Source organism: Candidatus Fonsibacter ubiquis (genome assembly GCF_002688585.1).
Taxonomy (GTDB): Bacteria; Pseudomonadota; Alphaproteobacteria; order Pelagibacterales; family Pelagibacteraceae; genus Fontibacterium; species Fontibacterium commune.
Map to the genome: position 1 here is coordinate 433,168 of NZ_CP024034.1, position 19,720 is coordinate 452,887.

The window sequence follows — 19,720 nt, forward strand, 5'->3', positions numbered from 1 at the left end:
ATATGTTTGGATTCTTTTCAAATAAGGTTAATAAAATAGAAGAAAAGTTATCAATACTTGCAACAGAAATAGCAAGTATTCAAAAGAATATTATTATTTATCCAAACGAAAATAATTATAAAAACTTGCACATAACCAAAACTAAAGAACTAAATTCTCTCTATAATGAATTGGAAGAAAAAAAAGGAAAAGCCTATTTAGATGAATTTATTCGAAAATTATCCAATAAATATAAGGAATCCGAGTACGTTTTGTCTAAAACAGAACAAAAAATTTTAGATAAAATTTTAATTGAATATAAAGTTAAAGTTAAAATAAAAGCTTAATTAATCTCAAAGATACTTTCAATTTCAACGCAGGCATTTAAAGGTAAAGAATTGCAGCCTATTGCAATTCTAGAGTGAAGATTAAATGAAAATATTTTTGCAATTAGGTCAGATGCTCCATTAATAACTTTTGCATGATCTGAGAAATTTTCTAAACAATTTACATAACCACTTATTCGAATGCAGCTTTTAACTTTATTTAGATCACCTTTGCATGCAATTTTTAACTGTCCGACAGCATTTAAAATTGAAATTTCAGCAGCTTTTTGTGCCTGTTCCAAAGAGACATCTTTTATGACTTTGCCAGTTATTATTTTTCCATCAGCTCCAATAGGTAACTGACCAGATATATAAATGAGTTTTTCGTATTTACTAAAGGCAGCATAATTACCAACTGGCTTAGGAGGCGATGGTATATCAATATTTAATTTTTTTAAAATTTCTTCAATTTTACTCATCTTCACTTTTATTTTTTTTGCTTTTCTTTCTAGTTTTTTTACCACCCTTAGTCTCATCGTAAGCAATTCTTGCTGCAATCAGTACTAAAGCTTCCTCCATAGAAATATTTTCGGGATCTTTATCATCAGGAATTGTAGCATTTATAGTTTTATATTTAATATAAGGACCATATTGTCCTTTCATGATCTTAACAGGTTTTTTATCCTCAGGGTGTTCGCCTAGATTTTTGATCTCATTTGAAGTTCTTCTACCTGGTTTTGCTTCGGCAATTAAAGTAATTGCTCTATTTAATCCTAAAGAAAAAATATCCTCTGGGTTTTCCAATGAAGCAGATTTATTTTCGCATTTTACGTATGGCCCAAATCTTCCTACGTTTAAAGTAATATCCTGTGAATTTTCTGGATATTGACCTAGTACTTTCGGAAGTGATGCTAAAAATTTACATTTATCTAAATCCAATGAGTCCAAAGAGATACCTTTAGGTATGGACACATTTCTAAGATTTTTTTCGTCATTTCCAATTTGTAGATAAGGGCCGAATCTTCCTTTTTTTAAAACGATTTTTTCTTTATTATCAGTTTCACCAAATACTTTTGGCTCAGCTAGAAAATCTTGTTCAGCTGCTTTCGCTCTTGATAAAGGTCTTGTAAATTTACATTCAGGATAGTTTGAACAGCCAATAAATGCTCCAAATCTCCCGTTTTTTAAACTAAGTTCACCATTATTACAGTTTTTACATTTTTTAGAGATCTTTCCATCAGCGTCTTTATCAAAAATAATATCTCCTAAGCTTTCATTTAATAAATCGAGCACTGCTCTTGTTCTTAATTCTTTAACTTCATTAATATTTTTGTAAAATTCTTTCCAAAAATTTTCTAAAACTTTAAGATATTCAATTTTACCTGTTGTAATTTCATCTAAGCTATCTTCAAGGGTTGCGGTAAAATTATAATCAACATATTTAGTAAATAATTTATCTAAGAAAGCTGTTATAAGCTTGCCTCTATCTGTAGGAATAAAACGTTTTGTAATAAGCTCAACATAGTTTCTAGCTGATAATACTGAAATAATACTAGCATAAGTGGAAGGTCTTCCTATTCCCAATTCCTCTAATTTTTTAACCAAACTTGCCTCAGAAAATCTTGGTGGCGGCTCAGTAAAATGTTGCTCAGTATTAAATTTTGGATTTTCTAGTTTTTCATTTATTTTTACTTCTGGTAATATTTTTTGATCATTTTCTTCATCTTTATCGACCTCATCTTCTTCCTTCACATCTTGGTATAATTTTAAAAAACCATCGAATACTTGAACAGATCCTGTTGCTCTAAAAGTTATAGATTTTGATGGATTTAATATCTCCAATGTACATCTTTCATATTCAGCATTTTCCATTTGAGAGGCAAGTGTTCTATTCCAAATAAGCTCGTATAATCTTGCCTGATCTTTATCTAAAATAGATCTCATTTTTTCAGGTGTTCTTAGAATATCGGTAGGTCTAATTGCTTCATGTGCCTCTTGGGCATTTTTTGCTTTTTTTCCTGAATAATTTCTAGCTTCGCTTGGTAAGTACTTCTTACCAATTACTTTATCTATGTAATTTCTACATTCTTTTACAGCATCTTGAGAAATATTAGTTCCATCAGTTCTCATATAAGTAATTAAGCCAACGGTATCTCCTTCAAAATCGATTCCTTGATAAAGTCTTTGTGCAATTTGCATCGTTCTTGAAGCTGAAAATCCTAATTTTTTTGAAGCCTCTTGTTGCATAGTAGAGGTTGTAAAAGGAGCATATGGACTTCTTCGGTATGGCTTCTTATCAATACTTGCAATATTGAAACTTTCTTTTTTAATTTGCTCTAAGACATTTTTTATTTCCTGTTCATTTTTGAATGAAAATTTTTCAATTTTATTTCCTTTAAAAGAATAAAGTCTTGCGTTTAATTCTTTTTTTTGTTGAGTTAAAAAAGTACAAGCAAAAGTCCAATATTCTTGGGGCTTAAATAATTCAATATCATGCTCTCTATCAACAATAAGTCTAAGAGCAACAGACTGAACTCTACCAGCTGATTTTGACCCTGGAAGTTTTGTCCATAGAATAGGGGAGATATTAAAACCAACTAAATAATCTAAAGCTCGTCTAGCCATATAGGCATTAACAAGCTCAGGATTAATATCTCTGGGATTGCTAATACCATTTTCTACTGCCTTCTTTGTGATCTCATTAAATACGACTCTTTCAAATTTTTTATCTTTAATTTTTTTATTTTCTTCTAAAATACATTTTAAATGCCAAGCAATAGCTTCCCCTTCGCGATCTGGATCTGTTGCTAAAATAATTCTATCCGCATCAATTGCATAATCGGTAATTTCTTTTAAATGTTTTTTTGATCCAGGATCAATTTCCCAAATCATCTTAAAATCATGCTCCGTGTCAACAGATCCATTTTTTGATGGAAGATCTCTAACGTGTCCGTAGCTTGCTAAGACTTTATAATCAGAACCTAAATATTTATTAATTGTTTTTGCTTTAGCAGGACTTTCAACGATAACTAAATTCATAAGTTTTAAGTAAAAGGAAGAACTGTCAAAATTTTGTATCTTTGTCAAATTTCGAAAAAAAATTGTATAAAAAAGTCTATAATTGCTTAGAATTTTTCTTTTATTAAGGAAGCAATGTTTTGTCTATGAGTGAAAATTGAAAATACAAAATAAAACAAAATTAATATAAAAATTTTTTGATCAAAGAAAATAAAAGCTGTAAGTGTTACAACTAAATATCCTAATAATGCTGAAACAGCCGATATTCTAAAAATTGAAAGCATAATTAACCATGCACTAATAAAAATAACCGACAAATAAAAATTAATTACTAATAAGCTACCGATAAATGTTGCAACTCCTTTTCCTCCTTTAAATTTTAGCCACACTGGAAAAATATGAGCAAGAAAAACAATTACTGCTGAGTAATAAGTTAGTTCATTGTAATACTCTGTTGTTATCAAAACTGATAAAGTACCTTTGAGTCCGTCAAGTAGAAGAGTTAGAGCAGCAATAAATTTATTACCTGTCCTTAATACATTTGTTGCTCCAATGTTTCCGGACCCAATTTTTCTAACATCACCTAAACCAGCAATTTTTGTGAGGATTAATCCAAAAGGTATGGAGCCTAATATATAAGAGTAGAAAGTAACTATAAGTACGTCCATTATCCCTCAAATACTAAATTTCCGTTTATAAATGTTTTTTCAACCTTACCTTGCATTCTTCTTTTCTCAATGGCGGTATTTTTTGATTTTGATTTGATTTTTTCCTTTTCAACAACCCAAGGCTTATCAAGATTAACAACTGCTATATCAGCGTCACTACCAATTGATAAATTTCCTGCGTTGATATTTAATATTTTTGCAGGATTACAAGTTAAAGTTTTTATAAGTGTTTTGAGATCACAAGATTGATTGTGATAAAGCTCCAAAGTTAGAGATAATAAAGTTTCAATTCCAGAAGCTCCAGTTGCTGCTTGTTGAAATGGTAAACGTTTTGATTCTTCATCTTCAGGTTTATGATCTGAAACGATAACATCGATTATCCCTTTTTTAATAGCATCAATTAAAGCTAGGCGATCATTTTCAGTTCTAAGAGGAGGGGATAATTTTAAGAAAGTTCTAAAATCTCCAATATCATTTTCATTTAATGATAAATTATTTATTGAAACACCAGTTGTAAATTCTAACCCTTTATTTTTATAAGTTTCGATTACTGGAAGAGATGCTTTTGAGGATATAGTGGATATATGGTATCTGTTTTTATAAAGTTCTAATAAGCTTAAATCTCTTTCTATAATAATTTTTTCTGCTATATCTGGAATCCCTTTTAGTCCTAATCTTGTAGATACCTCGCCCTCATTAACTGAACCGTTGGTTGATAGTTCGTTGTCTTGAGGAAATTGAATAATTAAACTATTTAGATTTTTTGAATAATTAAATATTTTATCCATTACTCTGTTGTTTTGAACGCACTTAATTCCATCCGTAAAACCTATAGCGCCAATAATTCCAAGCAAACCAAACTCCGACATTTCATTGCCCTCAAGATTTTTTGTAAGAGTTGCAAGGGGATAAATTTTAATTTGCGACTTATCTTTTGCTCTTCTTTTTGTGAAATCTAATATAGAGCCATTGTCAATAACTGGCATAGTATTTGGCATTGTTACAACAGAAGTAACTCCGCCTGATAGAGCTGCTTCACTTAAAGTTCTGAAATTTTCTTTATATTCAAAGCCTGGCTCTCCAACAAAAACTCTCATATCAACAATTCCTGGAATTGAGATATTGCCTTTACAATCTATAATTTCACAATCTTTTGGAACATTATTTTTAGTTACATTTTTTCCAATTGCTTTTATTTTTCCATTATCATCGATTAAAATTCCACCTACTTCATCAATATTATTTTGTGGATCTATTATTCTTGTATTAATTAATAGCTTCGTTTTCATTTGTTATTACCGCATATAATTTTTAAACAAGCCATTCTAACCGCAACTCCCATCTCAACTTGCTCTTTGATAATACTTCGGTTGATGTCGTCAGCTAAAGTTGTGTCAATTTCAACCCCTCTATTCATTGGACCTGGATGCATTATCAATGCGTTTGGATGAGCTTTGGTAATTTTTTTATAATCTAGACCGTAAAATTCATAATATTCCCTGGTTGAAGGAACGTAGGATCCTTGCATACGTTCGGTTTGAAGTCGTAGCATCATTACGATGTCAGATCCTTCAAGGCCCTTGTTCATATCTGTGAATGCTTTAACTCCAAGACTTTCAATATTTTTTGGCATTAAGGTAGGAGGGGCAATCACTCTTACTTCAGCCCCCAACATATTAAGTAAGTAGATATTTGATCGTGCAACTCTAGAGTGCATTATGTCGCCACAAATTGAAATTCTCAAACCTTCAATTTTTGCTTTTTTAATTTTAATTGTGAGAGCATCAAGTAATGCTTGTGTTGGATGTTCTCTCCAACCATCGCCTGCATTAATGACTGAACAATTTACTTTTTGCGCTAAAAGATTTGCAGCTCCTGAATCTTGATGTCTTATAATCAAAACATCAGGATGCATTGCATTCAAGGTCATTGCTGTATCAATTAAGGTTTCACCTTTTTTGATTGCGGAGTTTGATACATTCATATTCATCACATCAGCGCCTAATCTTTTTCCTGCAAGTTCAAATGAACTTAAAGTTCTAGTAGAAGACTCAAAAAATAAATTAATTTGAGTTTTGCCGGTTAAGATATTTAATTTTTTTTGTTCCCTTTTGTTAAAGTCAACAAATTGCATTGACTCATCAAGAATGTAATTTATTTCGGGAATAGATAGAGATTGAATGCCTAAGAGGTGTTTGTGTCTGAATTTAACAGCTTCTTTTTGTATAGCCATTAAAATCAACTCTATACTTGCAAACTATAAAGCTTGCAAGCATTAAATTTAAATCACTTATTTTATTAGATTTTTATAATAATCAATAAAGCCTTGCAAAATAAAGGCGGCAGAATTTTCATCTAGTTTTTTCTGCTTCTTTGTTACGTTAATTGATAATTTTGACATACCTTTGTAAGCACCCTCACTAGAGAGTCTTTCATCCCAAAGAGTTACTGGAATAGAAAGTTGTTCAGTTAAACTTTTAGAAAAGTCTCTTGCAGACTGCGCTCTTGGACCAAGTGAACCATCCATATTAATAGGGTTGCCAACTACAATGCCCTCTACATTATTTTCTTTAATTATATTTCTTAATTCAATTATGAAAAATTTAAGTTGTGTAAACTCAATTGTAGTTAAAGGAGTTGCAATATTATGATTTTCATCACAAATGGAGATGCCTATATTTTTTTTTCCATGATCAATTCCAATTAATCTGGATTGTTTATTTATTATTTCTGCAAATTTATCGTTCTCTAATAGGTTGTAAGTTTTCATTAAAATGTTAATTTAACTGGATTTACCATTAAGTCTAATGTCAATTAACAAAGATACTATTAAGAAAATATCAAAGCTAGCTAGGATATCAGTAACCAACGAAGAGACTGATAGACTTGAGAAAGATTTAAATTCCATTTTAAAATTTGTTGAACAATTAAAAGAGCTTAATACTGATAAAATTGCACCGATCGCCTCGGTATCTGATCAACCTCTTACAATGAGCGAGGATGAGGTTAAAAAAATTAATGAAAAAAAAGAAATTTTACAAAATGCCCCTGATAAAAATACTAATTATTATATTGTTCCAAAGGTTATCGAATAAACATGACCGATCTTGCAAAATTAACTTTAGTTGAAAGCATTAAGTATGTTAAAGAAAAAAAATGCAGCGCCTCAGAACTAGTTGGCGCATATATTAAAAGAATAGAAAAATCAGATAAATTAAACTGTTTTAATACTAAGGATTTAGAAAATGCTCATAGTAAAGCAAAGAAAATAGATACTAATCGGAAATTAGATAAAGCTTTAGTTGGAGCTCCCATTGCTGTTAAAGACTTATTTTGCACCAAAGGTGTTAAAACAACTGCTTCTAGTAAAATTTTATCAAATTTTATTCCAACTTATGAGTCTACCGTTACAGAAAAACTTTGGAATGAAGATGCTATTTTAATTGGAAAATTAAACTCAGATGAATTTGCAATGGGTTCATCAAATGAGACTAGTAATTTTGGTAATGTTTTAAATCCATATCGTTTAAATAATCAAAATCTTGTTCCTGGAGGATCTTCAGGAGGTTGCGCAAGTGCAGTTGCTGCTGACTTAACGAGTGCTACTATTGGAACAGATACTGGTGGAAGTATTCGTCAACCAGCTGCATTTACGGGCATTGTCGGTTTAAAGCCTACTTATGGTCGTTGTTCTAGATGGGGAATAGTTGCTTTTGCATCTTCTCTAGATCAAGCAGGCCCCATGACCAAAGATGTCAAAGATGCTGCCTTAATGCTTGATGTTATTTCAGGTTATGATGAAAAAGATTCAACATCTGCAAAAAAACCAAAGAGTTCATTTCTAAGCTCAATTAAAAATAATGTTAAAGGTTTAAGGGTTGGAGTTCCAAAAGAATACCGCGTTGATAATATGCCAAAGGAAGTAGATGATTTATGGAAAGAAGGAATAAAAATTTTAAAAGATAATGGGGCTATTATTAAAGATATTTCATTACCGCATACAAAATATGCTCTTCCTACTTATTATATTATAGCGCCTGCTGAAGCTTCATCAAATTTGGCAAGATACGATGGAGTTAGATATGGATTTAGAGCGGAAGGAAAAGATTTAACCGAAATGTATGAAAATACTAGATCCGAAGGTTTCGGGGCTGAAGTTAAAAGAAGAATTATGATTGGCACTTACGTTTTATCCTCAGGTTATTATGATGCTTATTATTTAAAAGCCCAGAAGGTTAGAAATTTAATCAAAATAGATTTTGATAATGCTTATAAAGATGTTGATGTAATTTTAACACCAACAACACCGACACCAGCTTTTAAATTTGGAGAAAATGCAGACGATCCAATTGCTATGTATTTAAATGATATATTTACAGTTACTGCAAACTTAGCAGGCCTTCCTGCGATATCATTACCAATAAAACATAATAAAGACGGACTACCTTTGGCTTTACAATTATTTGGAAAGTCTTTTGATGAACAAACATTATTAAACACTGCCTATTTTATAGAACAACAAGTTAATTTTAAATCACAAGTAAAAGATTGGTGGATGTTATGAGCGATAAAGAATTTAATTATTATATTTCTGGTGAAACTGGAAAATGGGAAGTTGTAATAGGTCTTGAAGTTCATGCACAAGTAAGTTCAAATGCTAAATTATTTTCATCCTCTTCAACTAAATTTGGATCAGAGCCAAATTCACAGGTAAGTTTAATTGATGCTGCAATGCCTGGAATGTTACCGGTGATTAATAAATTTTGTGTTGAACAAGCTGTTAGAACAGGACTTGGGTTGAAAGCTAAAATTAATTTACTTTCTATTTTTGATAGAAAAAACTACTTTTACGCAGACTTACCCCAAGGTTATCAAATTTCTCAATTTAAACATCCAATTGTTGGAGAAGGGGAAGTGATCCTTGATATGCCTTATGGAACTAAAAAAATTGGAATTGAAAGACTTCATCTTGAGCAAGATGCAGGTAAAAGTTTGCACGATCAAGATCCAACAAAAACCTTTATTGATTTAAATAGATCAGGTGTTGCCTTAATGGAAATTGTAAGCAAACCAGATTTAAGATCACCCGAGGAAGTTGCAGAATATATCAAAAAATTGAGATCTATTATGCGTTATTTAGGTACTTGCGATGGAAATATGGAGGAAGGTTCCCTTAGGGCAGATGTGAATGTATCTGTTAGAAAAATTGGAAGCAAAGAATTTGGGACACGTTGTGAGATTAAGAACGTAAACTCCATCAAGTTTATGCAACAAGCCATTCAATATGAAGCAAAAAGACAGGTAGAACTTCTAGAGGATGGAAAAAAAATTGATCAGGAAACAAGATTGTTTGATACTAAAAAAAATGAAACGCGACAGATGCGTAGCAAAGAAGATGCTCATGATTATAGATATTTTCCAGATCCAGATCTTCCACCATTAAAATTTGAGCAAACTTTTGTAGATCAAATAAAGAAAAACTTACCTGAGTTACCAGATGATAAAAAAGAACGTTTAATTAAAGTTTATAAACTTTCAAATTATGAGGCCGGAGTTTTAATATCAGATAAGGATACTTCTGATTATTTTGAAGATGTTGCAAAAAATTCAGATGTAAAACTTGCAATTAACTGGGTAATTGGTGACCTGTTTGCAGCTTTAAATAAGATTGGAAAATCTATTAAAGAGTCTCCTATTTCATCTAAAAATTTATCAAAGTTAATCCAATTGATAAAAAACAATACAATTTCTGGAAGAATTGCCAAAGAAGTTTTTGAATTAATGATTAATGATAATAGAGATCCAAAAGTTATCGTTGAAGAAAAGGGACTTGTTCAAGAAAGTAATGTTGATGAATTAGAAAAAATTATTGAAAAAGTATTAAAAGATAACTCTGAAAAAGTTGCAGAATATAAGTCTGGCAAAGATAAATTATTTGGATTTTTCGTAGGTTCTGTAATTAAAGAGTCTAAAGGTAAAGCTAATCCTGCTTTAGTTAATGATATTTTAAAGAAAAAACTTTCATAAAGTGTTTAAGTCGATTGAAAATTCAGCTGAACTACAGAAGTATATTTTTACTTATGGTGTTAATGAACATCCTTTGCAGAAAGAAATTAGAGAATATACAGAAAAAAATCTTGGTAATTCCGCAATAATGCAAATCAGTCCAGACCAAGGAGCCTTGCTACAATTTATTATCAAAAGTTCAAATATTCAAAACTGCTTAGAGATTGGAACTTTTACAGGTTACAGCGCTTTAACCATGGCGTTGGCTCTTCCTGAAAACGGATCAATTGTTAGTTTAGATATCGATAAAGTAAACACCGATATTGCAAAAAAATATTGGAGCAAACATAGTGTTGGAAAAAAAATTGATTTCATTTTAGCTCCAGCGCTAGAGACGATGGAGGAATTTATTAATCAAGATAAAATGTTTGATTTAATTTTTATTGATGCAGATAAAAAAAATTACAAAAACTATTTTTTAAAATCTCTTGAGCTTTTGGAAAAAGATGGAATTATTATTATTGATAATACACTTTGGAAAGGAAAAGTGTTTGATTTAAATATCACGGACGATCAGACAAATTCTATTAGAGAATTTAATAGTTTCGTAAGAGATTTTAAGGGCACTGATAGTATGATATTACCTATCGCAGATGGTATGACTATTTGTAGAAAATTATAAAATGTTAAAGTTAATTAGTTTTTATAAATTTGTTAAAATTTTAAATCCTATAGATAATAAATTAATTTTTAAAAAATTTCTTATCGATAATAAATTAAAAGGTAGTATTATTTTTTCTTTTGAAGGAATTAATGGCAGTATTGCGGGTAAACAATCAAATATTGAAATATTAAGTAATTTTTTAAAAAAGAAATTTTTATTTGATGAGTTCGATAATATAAATGAATGTGATGTTGATTTTATCCCATTTAAAAAAGCAAAAATTAAAATAAAAAAAGAAGTAGTCCCATTAAATGAATTATTTAACGATAATAAATATAAATTTCAGAATAGGGTTGAACCAGAAGATTGGAACAAATTAATATTGTCAAATGATGTAACGGTTGTTGATGTAAGAAAATCCTTTGAAAGTGAAATAGGTACTTTTGAAAAAGCAATCAATCCAAAAATTAATGATTTTAGAAAATTCCCTGAATATTTTGAAAAACTTTCAAGTGATAAAGATAAAAAAATTGCAATGTTTTGCACAGGTGGAATTCGTTGTGAAAAAGCAGCAAGTTATTTATTTAAAAGAGGGTTTAAAAATGTTTACCAACTTAAAGGTGGAATTTTAAATTATCTAAATAAAATTCCTTCAAAAAAATCTTTATGGAATGGGGAATGCTTCGTTTTTGATGAAAGAATTACTGTAGTTAATAATTCAAAGATAGGAAATTATCTTATGTGCGCTGGTTGTAGAACGCCAATAAGCAAAAAAGATATTCAATCACCCAAATATGAAAAAGATGTAAGCTGCCCAAAGTGTTTTGATAAATTAACAGAAAAGCAAAAGTATAGATTTAGAATGAGAGCTTCACAAAAGTTAAATGGTAAATTAAAAACAAATTTATTGCATAGAGCATCAGTATGATTAAACAAGTACCAAACGTTAAATTTGTAATTCGACCTGAAAAAGAGTTTCTTACAATAACTTCAGATGATGTTTTTAAAGGTAAGAATATTGTCCTATTCGCTCTTCCTGGGGCTTTCACACCAACTTGCAATGATTATCATCTACCAGGTTATGAATTAAATTATGATGAACTAAAAAAATTAGGTGTAGATGAAATTTATTGTTTAAGTGCTAATGATCCATTTGTAATGAAAGCCTGGGCAAAAAATTTAGATCTTAAAAAAGTTAAAATGTTACCAGATGCTAATTTAGAATTTACCAAAGCCATGGGAATGCTTACAGATCGATCAGCATCTGGTATGGGGCAGCGTTCTAAAAGATATTCAATTTATATTAAAAATAAAGTCATTGAAAAAATGTTTGTCGATGAGGATGGTAAATTTGATGTAAGTGATTCAAATACTATGATTAGTTTTTTAAAATCCCTTAAATAAATGAAAAAAGGTCTTCGACCTATCACACGATCTGCAAATCCTGAACCAGAAGATAAAAATTCAATTTCTTGGATTATTTGGGCTGCTTGGGCTGATCGAATTACCTTTGAAGATATAAAAGAAACAACTGGCCGCTCTGAATCAGAAGTTATTAAAATAATGAGAAGAAATTTGAGTGAGAGTTCATTTAGATTGTGGAGAAAGAGGACACATAATCAAAGTATTAAACATAGAAAAAAATTTGAGAACTCCAGAAAACAACTAAAACAAAGAATTTACTTTTCTGATGATGATTAAAATCTCGACATTTTAGTTGAATAAATACAATTCTAGTTTAGATAGTCACTCTTCATGGCGACAGATATAAAAAAAATCCGCAACATCGCAATTATTGCGCACGTCGATCACGGCAAAACAACTCTTTTAGATAAATTATTAAGAGACTCAGGAACCTTGAAAGCTTCTGAAATGTCACAAGAGCGCGTGATGGATTCTAATGAAATTGAAAAAGAAAGAGGTATTACAATTCTTGCAAAAAATACGTCCTTAACTTGGAATGGTTATCAAATAAATATCATTGATACGCCTGGTCACGCTGATTTTGGTGGTGAAGTAGAACGGGGCCTTTCTATGGTGGATTCAGTTTTGTTACTTGTTGATGCGGTGGATGGACCGATGCCACAAACCAGATTTGTAACATCTAAAGCTCTAAAACTTGGACTACGTCCTATTGTAGTAATTAATAAAGTAGACAGGGATGGAGCAAGACCCGATTGGGCATTAGATCAAACTTTTGATTTATTTGATAAATTAGGAGCTAGCTCAGAGCAATTAGATTTTCCAATTGTTTATACATCAGCAATTCAAGGTTGGGCAGCAAAAGAGCCAAAAAAGGCTGATCACAATATGAGCGTTTTATTTCAATGTATTGTTGATAACGTTCCACATCCAAAAGTTGATCTTGATGGACCTTTTAGAATGCAAGTAAGTGCTTTAGATTATTCAAGTTATGTAGGTGTTATTGGAGTTGGTAGAATTCAAAGAGGAACTGTTAAATTGAATGACAATGTTTCAATTATTAATAAAGAGGGAAAAATAAAAAATGGAAAAATTTTACAAATTTTGGGATTTCTAGGTTTAGCAAGGGTTGAAAAACAAGAAGCATCTGCTGGAGAAATAATAATGTTCTCTGGTATTGATGGGGTTAAAATTTCAGATACAGTTTGCGATCCAAAACAAGTTGAGGCGTTGCCACCACTTGTTGTTGATGAGCCAACAATTAGCATGACTTTCCAAGTCAATACATCTCCCTTTGCAGGCAAAGAAGGTAAGTATGTAACCACAAGAAATATTAAAGATAGACTAGATAAAGAACTTATTCACAATGTTGCGCTACGAGTTTCAGAAACTGAAAGTCCGGATAAATATAGAGTGTCTGGAAGAGGGGAACTTCATTTATCAATTTTAATAGAGAATATGAGAAGAGAGGGCTATGAACTTGCAATTTCTAGACCCGAGGTGATTATTAAAAAAGTTGATGGGCAAGATCAGGAACCTTTTGAAGCTTTAACTATTGATATTGAAGAGCAGCATCAAGGTAAGATCATGGAAAAACTTGGTGAAAGAAAAGGAGATTTAAAAAATATGGTCTCTGATAGTAGGGGTAGAGTTAGACTAGATTATATTATTCCAACAAGAGGTTTGATTGGTTTTCGTTCTGACTTTTTATCAACTACTTCAGGAACAGGTCTAATGTACCACTCCTTCGATCATTATGGTCCAAAAATTAATCAGGCATTAGGTGAGAGAAATAATGGAGTTCTGATTTCAAAAGATCAAGGCAAAGCTGTAACTTATGCAATATTTCATCTTCAAGATCGTGGCCGTTTTTTTATATCCCATGGCGATGAAGTTTATGGAGGTCAGGTTATTGGAATACATAATAGAGACAATGACTTAGTAGTTAATCCATTAATTGGAAAAAAAGTATCAAATGTAAGATCTGTTACTGCTGATGAAGCATTAGTTATTATACCTCCTATTAAAACAACTTTAGAATATTCTCTGCAGTTTATTAATGATGATGAACTTGTTGAAGTAACACCAAAATCAATTCGAATAAGAAAAAAATTCTTACTTGAACACGAACGAAAAAGAGCTCAAAAATCATAAAAAATAATGATTAATATTGTTAAGTACAAGGATCTAGGCGGAGCTGACCATGGATGGTTAAAGGCAAAACATCATTTTAGTTTTGCATCATATTATAACCCTAAACGAATGAGTTTTGGCTCAATTCGAGTAATTAATGACGATATTATTAAGGCCAAAAAAGGTTTTGATCCTCACCAACATAACGATATGGAAATTATTACTTATGTTAGATCTGGCGCAATAACTCATACAGATAATCAAGGTAATAAAGGCAGAACAGTAGCTGGCGATATTCAAGTTATGAGCGCAGGCACAGGCGTTATTCATTCAGAATATAATTTAGAGGATCAAGAAACAAATATTTATCAAATTTGGATTATTCCAAATAAAACTAGCGTTAAACCAAGATGGGAAGCAAAAGAATTTCCAAAAGATCCTGTTAAAAATAATCTTAATCTTCTTATTTCTGGATTTGGAAAAAATTATAAAGATGGAACATTAGGAATTTATCAAGACGCTTATATTTCTGGTGGGAAAATAAATAAAGGTACCGAAGTTAATTATAATATTAAACATCAGGTATATTTATTATGTTCGTATGGAAAAATTTTTATAAATGATAAAATTTTGGAAAAGGGGGATGCTGCTGAAATTACAAATATTAAAGAATTTAAAATAAAAGCAAATGATAATTCTGAAGTATTAGTAATTGATGCTCCAAAATAAAAAATTAAGCAACTTTAAGAAATATAACGCCAAGAATTATTAAAGATACTCCAATCCATCTTAAGAGAATTGATGGATCATTAAAAAATAAAACGCCAATAATAAAAGTTCCAGTAGCTCCAATACCAGTCCAAACTGCGTATGCAGTGCCAATAGATATTCCCTTAAGAGAAAGCCATAATAAAATACCGCTAATTGCCATTGAAATAACAGCAATAATTGGTCCTAGTATTTTATAGGAAGGTATCGCTGAAAGCTTTAATCCAAGCGGCCATCCAATTTCAAAAAGTCCAGCAGCAATTAGATAAAACCAGTGAGTTGTAGTCATATATCAAAGCAGATATATCCTTATTTATAAAAATTATCAAAATTAGGAGAGGTGGCCGAGATGGCTGAAGTAATTTTCTTTTGATAATTATTTATTTGATTATTTTATTGTATAATAATGTAATTCACTGAAAGTAAAAATAAATATAATTAATTTAAAACCCAATTCTCAAAAGAGGTATATTTATTTTTAAGAAACTTGTTAGTATATAATGATTTGAAATTATAATCATTACTAATTAATAGATTAAGTTGCCATAACTTATTAAATATAAAGTGAGGTATAATTTTTTTGAAAAAAAAAATTTTTTTTAAAAAAATTTCTATAATTAAAAAATAAAATTTGTTTTCGAGTATATACTTACTCTTATTTTTATACTTAATTTTAAAAGTATCTAATAATTCATAAAAAGTTCTAGTATGTGTTGAACAAATAATTGTCGTAATTTTTTTTATTTTTTTTTTATTTGTTAATAAATAAATTATTTTAGCCAAATCTTTTACATAGATAAGAGATATTTTTCCTGGAAATTTTATCTTTGAAAAAAAATTATTTTTTTTAACATTTATTTTAAATACTGAAAAAAGACCCTTTTTTATTGTGTTTTTGCCAAATACCGCACTTATTCTTAAAATAACTAATTTTATATTTGATTTATTAAACTTTTTTTTAAGATAACATTCAGTTTCTAATTTTTTTTGACCATAAATGTGATTTGGTTCTAGAGTAATGTCATTTTCTGTACTATAAGATTTATAACTAAATTTTTTTTTACATAAATTATCCATTGTTGCAATAGAACTTGCGTAGATAAATTTTTTAATTTTTTTGAGATTTAAACATTCAATTAAGTTTTTAGTACCAATAGTATTTATATCATGATTTTTGAGTGAAGTATCAACATTTGATGCTAAATGAATGACAGTATGAATTTTCTTTTTTTTTAATTTTCTTAATGTTTTTTCTCTCATTAAGTTTCCAATAACAATATGATACTTTTTTAGATTAATCTTTTTATTTTTTTTTTTAAGTAATAAAATAATTTTTTTTGTCTTAAGAATATCTAATAATTCTTTTCCAATGAAACCATCTCCACCTGTAATTAAGATCATTATAAACTATTTTTTAAATTATAATAAATTCGATTTTTTAATTTAATATAAAATTAAAGAAAATATAGTAAATGTAAATTTAATGTTGACATATGATCATTTTCTTTAAATTATCTTTTATGTACCATTATATATTATTAAATTTAGATTGGAGAGGTGGCCGAGATGGCTGAAGGCGGCGGTTTGCTAAACCGTTATACGATTGAAAAGTCGTATCGAGGGTTCGAATCCCTCTCTCTCCGCCAAAAATATGAATGATAATCTTAGTATAAATGAAATAATTACAAAATCATTCTCTTACACGTTCAGCGATATAAAAAAAAAATTTAGTGAAAGTTTTTTTACAGTATTACTACTTACAATAATTTTTAATGGGCTGTATTTTTTAGTATTAAAAAATATTGCAACGAAATTTACGTTTCTTATTTTTTTTTCATTAATGGGCCTTGTTATAAGTACAATTGCTTATAAAACACATAGAGAAATCTTGGTAAATCAAACTATATATAATCCATTATTAAAAATATTTGATTATACGAATTTAAGATATTTTTTTTATAGTGCTTTAATTTTTTCTTTTGCACTAAGTCCTGTTTTTCTAAAATATTACTTAGACGTAAATAATATCAGTCAATTTTTTGGTATTGATAGTAGATTTGTAGTGTTATTACTAATTCCAACAATTTACTTAACATTTAAAATAATTCTCGTTCTGCCTAAAATATCGTTAAATCAAACGACTAATATTTTTAACGGAAAAGAATTTAATAATTATTCAGGAAAATTATTTTTAATATTTTTAATTATCACTGCAGCTTTTATTTTGCCAACCTATTTAGTTTTTGCAATACAAATTTATTTTGTAGAGAACTCCCAGGAATTTTATAAATTTATAAAGCCTTTTTTTGATTTTATATCTTTTTTTATTTCGTATTTGAATTACACAGTAGTCTTTGCAGCTATATCTTATTCTTATAAAAAAAATAATAATTAATTATCGGTATAAAATTTTTTCAATTTTATTTGTTGCGTTGTTAGGATCTTTTAAATATTCATAGACATTTATATTTTCACTTACTCTTTGTACATAATTTCTTGTCTCGTGAAATGGTATAAGTTCAATAAAATCAATGGCATCAATTTGTTTTCTTCTGGGATCTCCAAATGTTTTAATCCATTTTTCCACACGGTTAGGACCTGCGTTATAGGCTGCAAAAGCTAGATAGTGTGAGCCAAAAAGATCATCTAAATCTGAAATATAATAAGAACCTAACGCTAAATTATAATCTTTATCTCTAGTTAATTTTTCCCTCGAAAAATCAATATTTGTTACTTTACTTAGTAATCTTGCGGTTGCTGGCATTATTTGCATTAAACCCTTTGCACCAACTCTTGAGGTTGCGGAGGTGTCAAACTCACTTTCTTGTCTTATTAAAGCTAAAATTACAGAGCTATCTAGTATTTTTTGATCTTTAATTTGTTGAGGAACTTCAATTCTTGGATAGCTAATTTCTAAAAAATTTAAATTTTTGTATGAAGCGTTTTTTGCAATTTGAATTGCAAAATCATATCTTTCAATCTCTTGAGCCAAAACTCCAGCCATTGAGATTTCCTCAGCAGTTTTGTTCTGATCAACATCGCCGAGATGTCTTAATATATCCTTTGTATATTTAGTTCTATTAAGTTCCTTTAATACAACGACGGATTTAGCAAGCGGATTATTTTTTTTAAATTCTTCATACTTTTCTTCGCTGAATTTGAAACTATTATTTATTAAGAATTTCTTTTCATCTATTTCTTTATGGGACAATTGACCGTAAAAAGTTGTTCCGTATTGTGAGCCGGTTTTAAACCAAGTATTTGCTTGGTTTGTTTGTCCTAATTTTTTGTAAGTTTTTCCAATCCAAAATGCTGCTCGCGCTTTAGAGATCGGATAAGAAACTGCTGCATTCATTCTTAAAAAATGGCCTAAGGCTAAATCTGGTTGATTCATAAAGCTTAAGGCTAACCAACCAAGATGCCATTCAATTTCAGCATAATCAGACCCATCTTTTAATCTATGGTCTTTAAGAATTTCATATGCTGTTTTAAATTCTTTATCTTGAATTTTATCTCTAGCAATCGATAGTCTTTCTTTTGCTAGGTATTGATTTCTTTCCAATGAGTCTGAAGCACTTAGATTTATTAGTGTTAACGCCTCATCAAATCTTGATTTTTTCCTTCGCCATTTAATTCTATCGTAAATTAAACCTGGATCTTCTTTTAAATATTGAGGTACTTGCGCAATTAAATTATCAGCTGATCTTTTAGTAAATAATGCAGCTCTTGCATTATATAGTTTTTGATAGTCAGCATTTAAGTATTCAATTGTATCTCTTAAATCTTGATATTTTGCTTCATATGCAAAATAATCCGCTCTTAATACATAATCTTGCTGTGTTAAAAATTTTTTAAAAATTTTTGAAAAATATCTTAGGTCATTTTTACTTAATTCAGCATCTTTGAAGCCATCTTTTACTAAGTTTTTAGCTTTTTCAGATTGATTATTTTCTAAAAATGCCTCCGCTAATCGCAATCTTCCAAAGCCGCTTAAAGGGGGGTTATTGTTAAAATATTCAATAATTGAAGAGGGTGAATTATTATCAAAATTAATTTTATGCTCGGCTAAATATTTTATACGATTAATTCTTGGCCAATCTTTATTATTTTTTATGAATATAAAATACTCATTAAAACTAGCTCCGCTCTGTGGATCTATCAAGTACATCCAATTTACAAGGTTATAAATTGTTTTGTCTTGCATCTTTTGGGCATCTGATAAGGCCAGTTTCCATTGCTTACGGTCTACGTAATCAAAGACAACTTTTGAAATTTCAAAATCTCTATTATTAAGTGTTTTTGTTTCTAAAGGACCTTTGTGTTCAGGAGAAAAACTCTTAAAATCTTGTGGCTTTATTTTTGGAACAATTTCTTTTGCCTCATCATTTTTTTTAATTTCTTTTGTCTCTTTTGATTTTACAATTTCTTTTTCTGCAGTTTTTTTTTGTTTAGGCTCTTTAATATCTTTTTTAATTTCTTTTTTTTGATTTAATTCCTCTTCTTTAGGAAGATCATTTTTAGGTGTTATAGCTACTTGATCTTTTTTTTTATTCTTTGTTATATTATCAAACATCTTCGATGTTTTTGATGAAGAAACTGATTTATCTATAAATTTTTCTGGTTTTAATTTTGGAGGAATATTTTTTGCATAAGCTGGAAAAGTTAAACCTATCAGCAAAAATAAATTAATAATTATAACAAATCTAAAGTTCATTTAATTTTATTATTTTAAAAAT

The 19,720-nt window shown here is 29.5% G+C and carries 20 protein-coding genes and 1 tRNA gene; 12 read left to right on the forward strand and 9 right to left on the reverse strand.

All coding sequences use genetic code 11. The features are described from left to right. Positions 1–2 precede the first annotated feature (2 nt). Positions 3–326, forward strand: coding sequence for a hypothetical protein (locus CR143_RS02460; protein WP_099340260.1), 324 nt, complete (start codon positions 3–5; stop codon positions 324–326). Here the strand turns inward: CR143_RS02460 and CR143_RS02465 are convergent. The 6 genes from CR143_RS02465 to ruvX all read right to left on the reverse strand — a co-directional run bounded on the left by CR143_RS02465 (position 323) and on the right by ruvX (position 6,761). After that, entirely contained in the window at positions 323–784 is a 462-nt protein-coding gene (locus tag CR143_RS02465; protein ID WP_099340998.1) for a RidA family protein, read from the reverse strand. The genes CR143_RS02460 and CR143_RS02465 overlap by 4 nt on opposite strands. After that, positions 777–3,344 (reverse strand): type I DNA topoisomerase, encoded by a 2,568-nt coding sequence (topA, locus tag CR143_RS02470; protein WP_099340261.1) that lies wholly within the window; start codon positions 3,342–3,344, stop codon positions 777–779. The genes CR143_RS02465 and topA overlap by 8 nt, the downstream gene beginning before the upstream one ends. Positions 3,345–3,430: 86 nt before the next feature. Further along, on the reverse strand, positions 3,431–3,991 hold the full coding sequence (gene plsY / locus CR143_RS02475) for a glycerol-3-phosphate 1-O-acyltransferase PlsY (RefSeq protein ID WP_099340262.1): 561 nt from the start codon (positions 3,989–3,991) through the stop codon (positions 3,431–3,433). Continuing rightward, positions 3,991–5,280 (reverse strand): dihydroorotase, encoded by a 1,290-nt coding sequence (gene pyrC / locus CR143_RS02480; protein ID WP_099340263.1) that lies wholly within the window; start codon positions 5,278–5,280, stop codon positions 3,991–3,993. Before pyrC ends, plsY begins: the two co-directional genes overlap by 1 nt. Next, positions 5,277–6,224, reverse strand: coding sequence for an aspartate carbamoyltransferase catalytic subunit (locus tag CR143_RS02485; protein ID WP_099340999.1), 948 nt, complete (start codon positions 6,222–6,224; stop codon positions 5,277–5,279). The genes pyrC and CR143_RS02485 overlap by 4 nt, the downstream gene beginning before the upstream one ends. Before the next feature lie 57 nt (positions 6,225–6,281). Then, entirely contained in the window at positions 6,282–6,761 is a 480-nt protein-coding gene (gene ruvX / locus CR143_RS02490) for a Holliday junction resolvase RuvX (RefSeq protein ID WP_099340264.1), read from the reverse strand. A 37-nt stretch (positions 6,762–6,798) separates the two neighbouring features. Between ruvX and gatC the strand changes: the two genes are divergently transcribed. Genes gatC through CR143_RS02535 form a run of 9 tightly spaced genes read left to right on the forward strand, consistent with a single transcriptional unit; the run spans position 6,799 to position 14,945 of the window. Further along, positions 6,799–7,086, forward strand: a complete 288-nt coding sequence (gene gatC, locus CR143_RS02495; protein ID WP_099340265.1) for an Asp-tRNA(Asn)/Glu-tRNA(Gln) amidotransferase subunit GatC — start codon at positions 6,799–6,801, stop codon at positions 7,084–7,086. A 2-nt stretch (positions 7,087–7,088) separates the two neighbouring features. Beyond that, a complete protein-coding gene (gene gatA / locus CR143_RS02500; RefSeq protein ID WP_099340266.1) occupies positions 7,089–8,555 on the forward strand; it encodes an Asp-tRNA(Asn)/Glu-tRNA(Gln) amidotransferase subunit GatA in 1,467 nt (488 codons plus the stop codon). After that, positions 8,552–10,018 carry an Asp-tRNA(Asn)/Glu-tRNA(Gln) amidotransferase subunit GatB gene (gatB, locus tag CR143_RS02505; RefSeq protein WP_099340267.1) on the forward strand — a complete coding sequence of 489 codons (1,467 nt, stop codon included), beginning with the start codon at positions 8,552–8,554 and terminating at the stop codon, positions 10,016–10,018. The genes gatA and gatB overlap by 4 nt, the downstream gene beginning before the upstream one ends. 1 nt (position 10,019) lies before the next feature. Beyond that, positions 10,020–10,679, forward strand: a complete 660-nt coding sequence (locus CR143_RS02510; RefSeq protein ID WP_099340268.1) for an O-methyltransferase — start codon at positions 10,020–10,022, stop codon at positions 10,677–10,679. Position 10,680: 1 nt separating this feature from the next. Next, complete coding sequence (gene trhO, locus CR143_RS02515; RefSeq protein ID WP_099340269.1) at positions 10,681–11,589, forward strand: oxygen-dependent tRNA uridine(34) hydroxylase TrhO; 909 nt, start codon at positions 10,681–10,683, stop codon at positions 11,587–11,589. Beyond that, a complete protein-coding gene (locus CR143_RS02520) occupies positions 11,586–12,065 on the forward strand; it encodes a peroxiredoxin (RefSeq protein WP_099340270.1) in 480 nt (159 codons plus the stop codon). The genes trhO and CR143_RS02520 overlap by 4 nt, the downstream gene beginning before the upstream one ends. Beyond that, on the forward strand, positions 12,066–12,362 hold the full coding sequence (locus CR143_RS02525) for a TIGR03643 family protein (protein WP_099340271.1): 297 nt from the start codon (positions 12,066–12,068) through the stop codon (positions 12,360–12,362). Between the two features lie 54 nt (positions 12,363–12,416). Then, entirely contained in the window at positions 12,417–14,237 is a 1,821-nt protein-coding gene (gene typA / locus CR143_RS02530; RefSeq protein WP_099340272.1) for a translational GTPase TypA, read from the forward strand. Positions 14,238–14,243: 6 nt separating this feature from the next. Further along, a complete protein-coding gene (locus CR143_RS02535) occupies positions 14,244–14,945 on the forward strand; it encodes a pirin family protein (RefSeq protein WP_099340273.1) in 702 nt (233 codons plus the stop codon). Between the two features lie 4 nt (positions 14,946–14,949). On the opposite strand, the gene CR143_RS02540 is transcribed toward CR143_RS02535, so the two are convergent. Then, complete coding sequence (locus tag CR143_RS02540) at positions 14,950–15,273, reverse strand: DMT family transporter (RefSeq protein ID WP_099340274.1); 324 nt, start codon at positions 15,271–15,273, stop codon at positions 14,950–14,952. A gap of 149 nt (positions 15,274–15,422) precedes the next feature. Next, complete coding sequence (locus tag CR143_RS02545) at positions 15,423–16,385, reverse strand: SDR family oxidoreductase (RefSeq protein ID WP_099340275.1); 963 nt, start codon at positions 16,383–16,385, stop codon at positions 15,423–15,425. A gap of 150 nt (positions 16,386–16,535) precedes the next feature. On the opposite strand from CR143_RS02545, the gene CR143_RS02550 reads away from it, so the two are divergent. Both CR143_RS02550 and CR143_RS02555 read left to right on the forward strand, forming a co-directional pair. Further along, positions 16,536–16,630, forward strand: a tRNA-Ser gene (locus tag CR143_RS02550). Between the two features lie 5 nt (positions 16,631–16,635). Then, positions 16,636–17,379, forward strand: coding sequence for a hypothetical protein (locus CR143_RS02555; RefSeq protein WP_099340276.1), 744 nt, complete (start codon positions 16,636–16,638; stop codon positions 17,377–17,379). Here CR143_RS02555 and CR143_RS02560 read toward each other — a convergent pair whose 3' ends face one another. After that, positions 17,380–19,698, reverse strand: a complete 2,319-nt coding sequence (locus tag CR143_RS02560; RefSeq protein WP_099340277.1) for a lytic transglycosylase domain-containing protein — start codon at positions 19,696–19,698, stop codon at positions 17,380–17,382. Positions 19,699–19,720 lie beyond the last annotated feature (22 nt).

Coding starts and splice junctions, on each gene's coding strand:
- CR143_RS02460 (WP_099340260.1), top strand. CDS start 3: ATGTTTGGATTCTTTTCAAATAAGGTTAATAAAATAGAAGAAAAGTTA.
- CR143_RS02465 (WP_099340998.1), bottom strand. CDS start 784: ATGAGTAAAATTGAAGAAATTTTAAAAAAATTAAATATTGATATACCA.
- topA (WP_099340261.1), bottom strand. CDS start 3,344: ATGAATTTAGTTATCGTTGAAAGTCCTGCTAAAGCAAAAACAATTAAT.
- plsY (WP_099340262.1), bottom strand. CDS start 3,991: ATGGACGTACTTATAGTTACTTTCTACTCTTATATATTAGGCTCCATA.
- pyrC (WP_099340263.1), bottom strand. CDS start 5,280: ATGAAAACGAAGCTATTAATTAATACAAGAATAATAGATCCACAAAAT.
- CR143_RS02485 (WP_099340999.1), bottom strand. CDS start 6,224: ATGGCTATACAAAAAGAAGCTGTTAAATTCAGACACAAACACCTCTTA.
- ruvX (WP_099340264.1), bottom strand. CDS start 6,761: ATGAAAACTTACAACCTATTAGAGAACGATAAATTTGCAGAAATAATA.
- gatC (WP_099340265.1), top strand. CDS start 6,799: ATGTCAATTAACAAAGATACTATTAAGAAAATATCAAAGCTAGCTAGG.
- gatA (WP_099340266.1), top strand. CDS start 7,089: ATGACCGATCTTGCAAAATTAACTTTAGTTGAAAGCATTAAGTATGTT.
- gatB (WP_099340267.1), top strand. CDS start 8,552: ATGAGCGATAAAGAATTTAATTATTATATTTCTGGTGAAACTGGAAAA.
- trhO (WP_099340269.1), top strand. CDS start 10,681: ATGTTAAAGTTAATTAGTTTTTATAAATTTGTTAAAATTTTAAATCCT.
- CR143_RS02520 (WP_099340270.1), top strand. CDS start 11,586: ATGATTAAACAAGTACCAAACGTTAAATTTGTAATTCGACCTGAAAAA.
- CR143_RS02525 (WP_099340271.1), top strand. CDS start 12,066: ATGAAAAAAGGTCTTCGACCTATCACACGATCTGCAAATCCTGAACCA.
- typA (WP_099340272.1), top strand. CDS start 12,417: ATGGCGACAGATATAAAAAAAATCCGCAACATCGCAATTATTGCGCAC.
- CR143_RS02535 (WP_099340273.1), top strand. CDS start 14,244: ATGATTAATATTGTTAAGTACAAGGATCTAGGCGGAGCTGACCATGGA.
- CR143_RS02540 (WP_099340274.1), bottom strand. CDS start 15,273: ATGACTACAACTCACTGGTTTTATCTAATTGCTGCTGGACTTTTTGAA.
- CR143_RS02545 (WP_099340275.1), bottom strand. CDS start 16,385: ATGATCTTAATTACAGGTGGAGATGGTTTCATTGGAAAAGAATTATTA.
- CR143_RS02555 (WP_099340276.1), top strand. CDS start 16,636: ATGAATGATAATCTTAGTATAAATGAAATAATTACAAAATCATTCTCT.
- CR143_RS02560 (WP_099340277.1), bottom strand. CDS start 19,698: ATGAACTTTAGATTTGTTATAATTATTAATTTATTTTTGCTGATAGGT.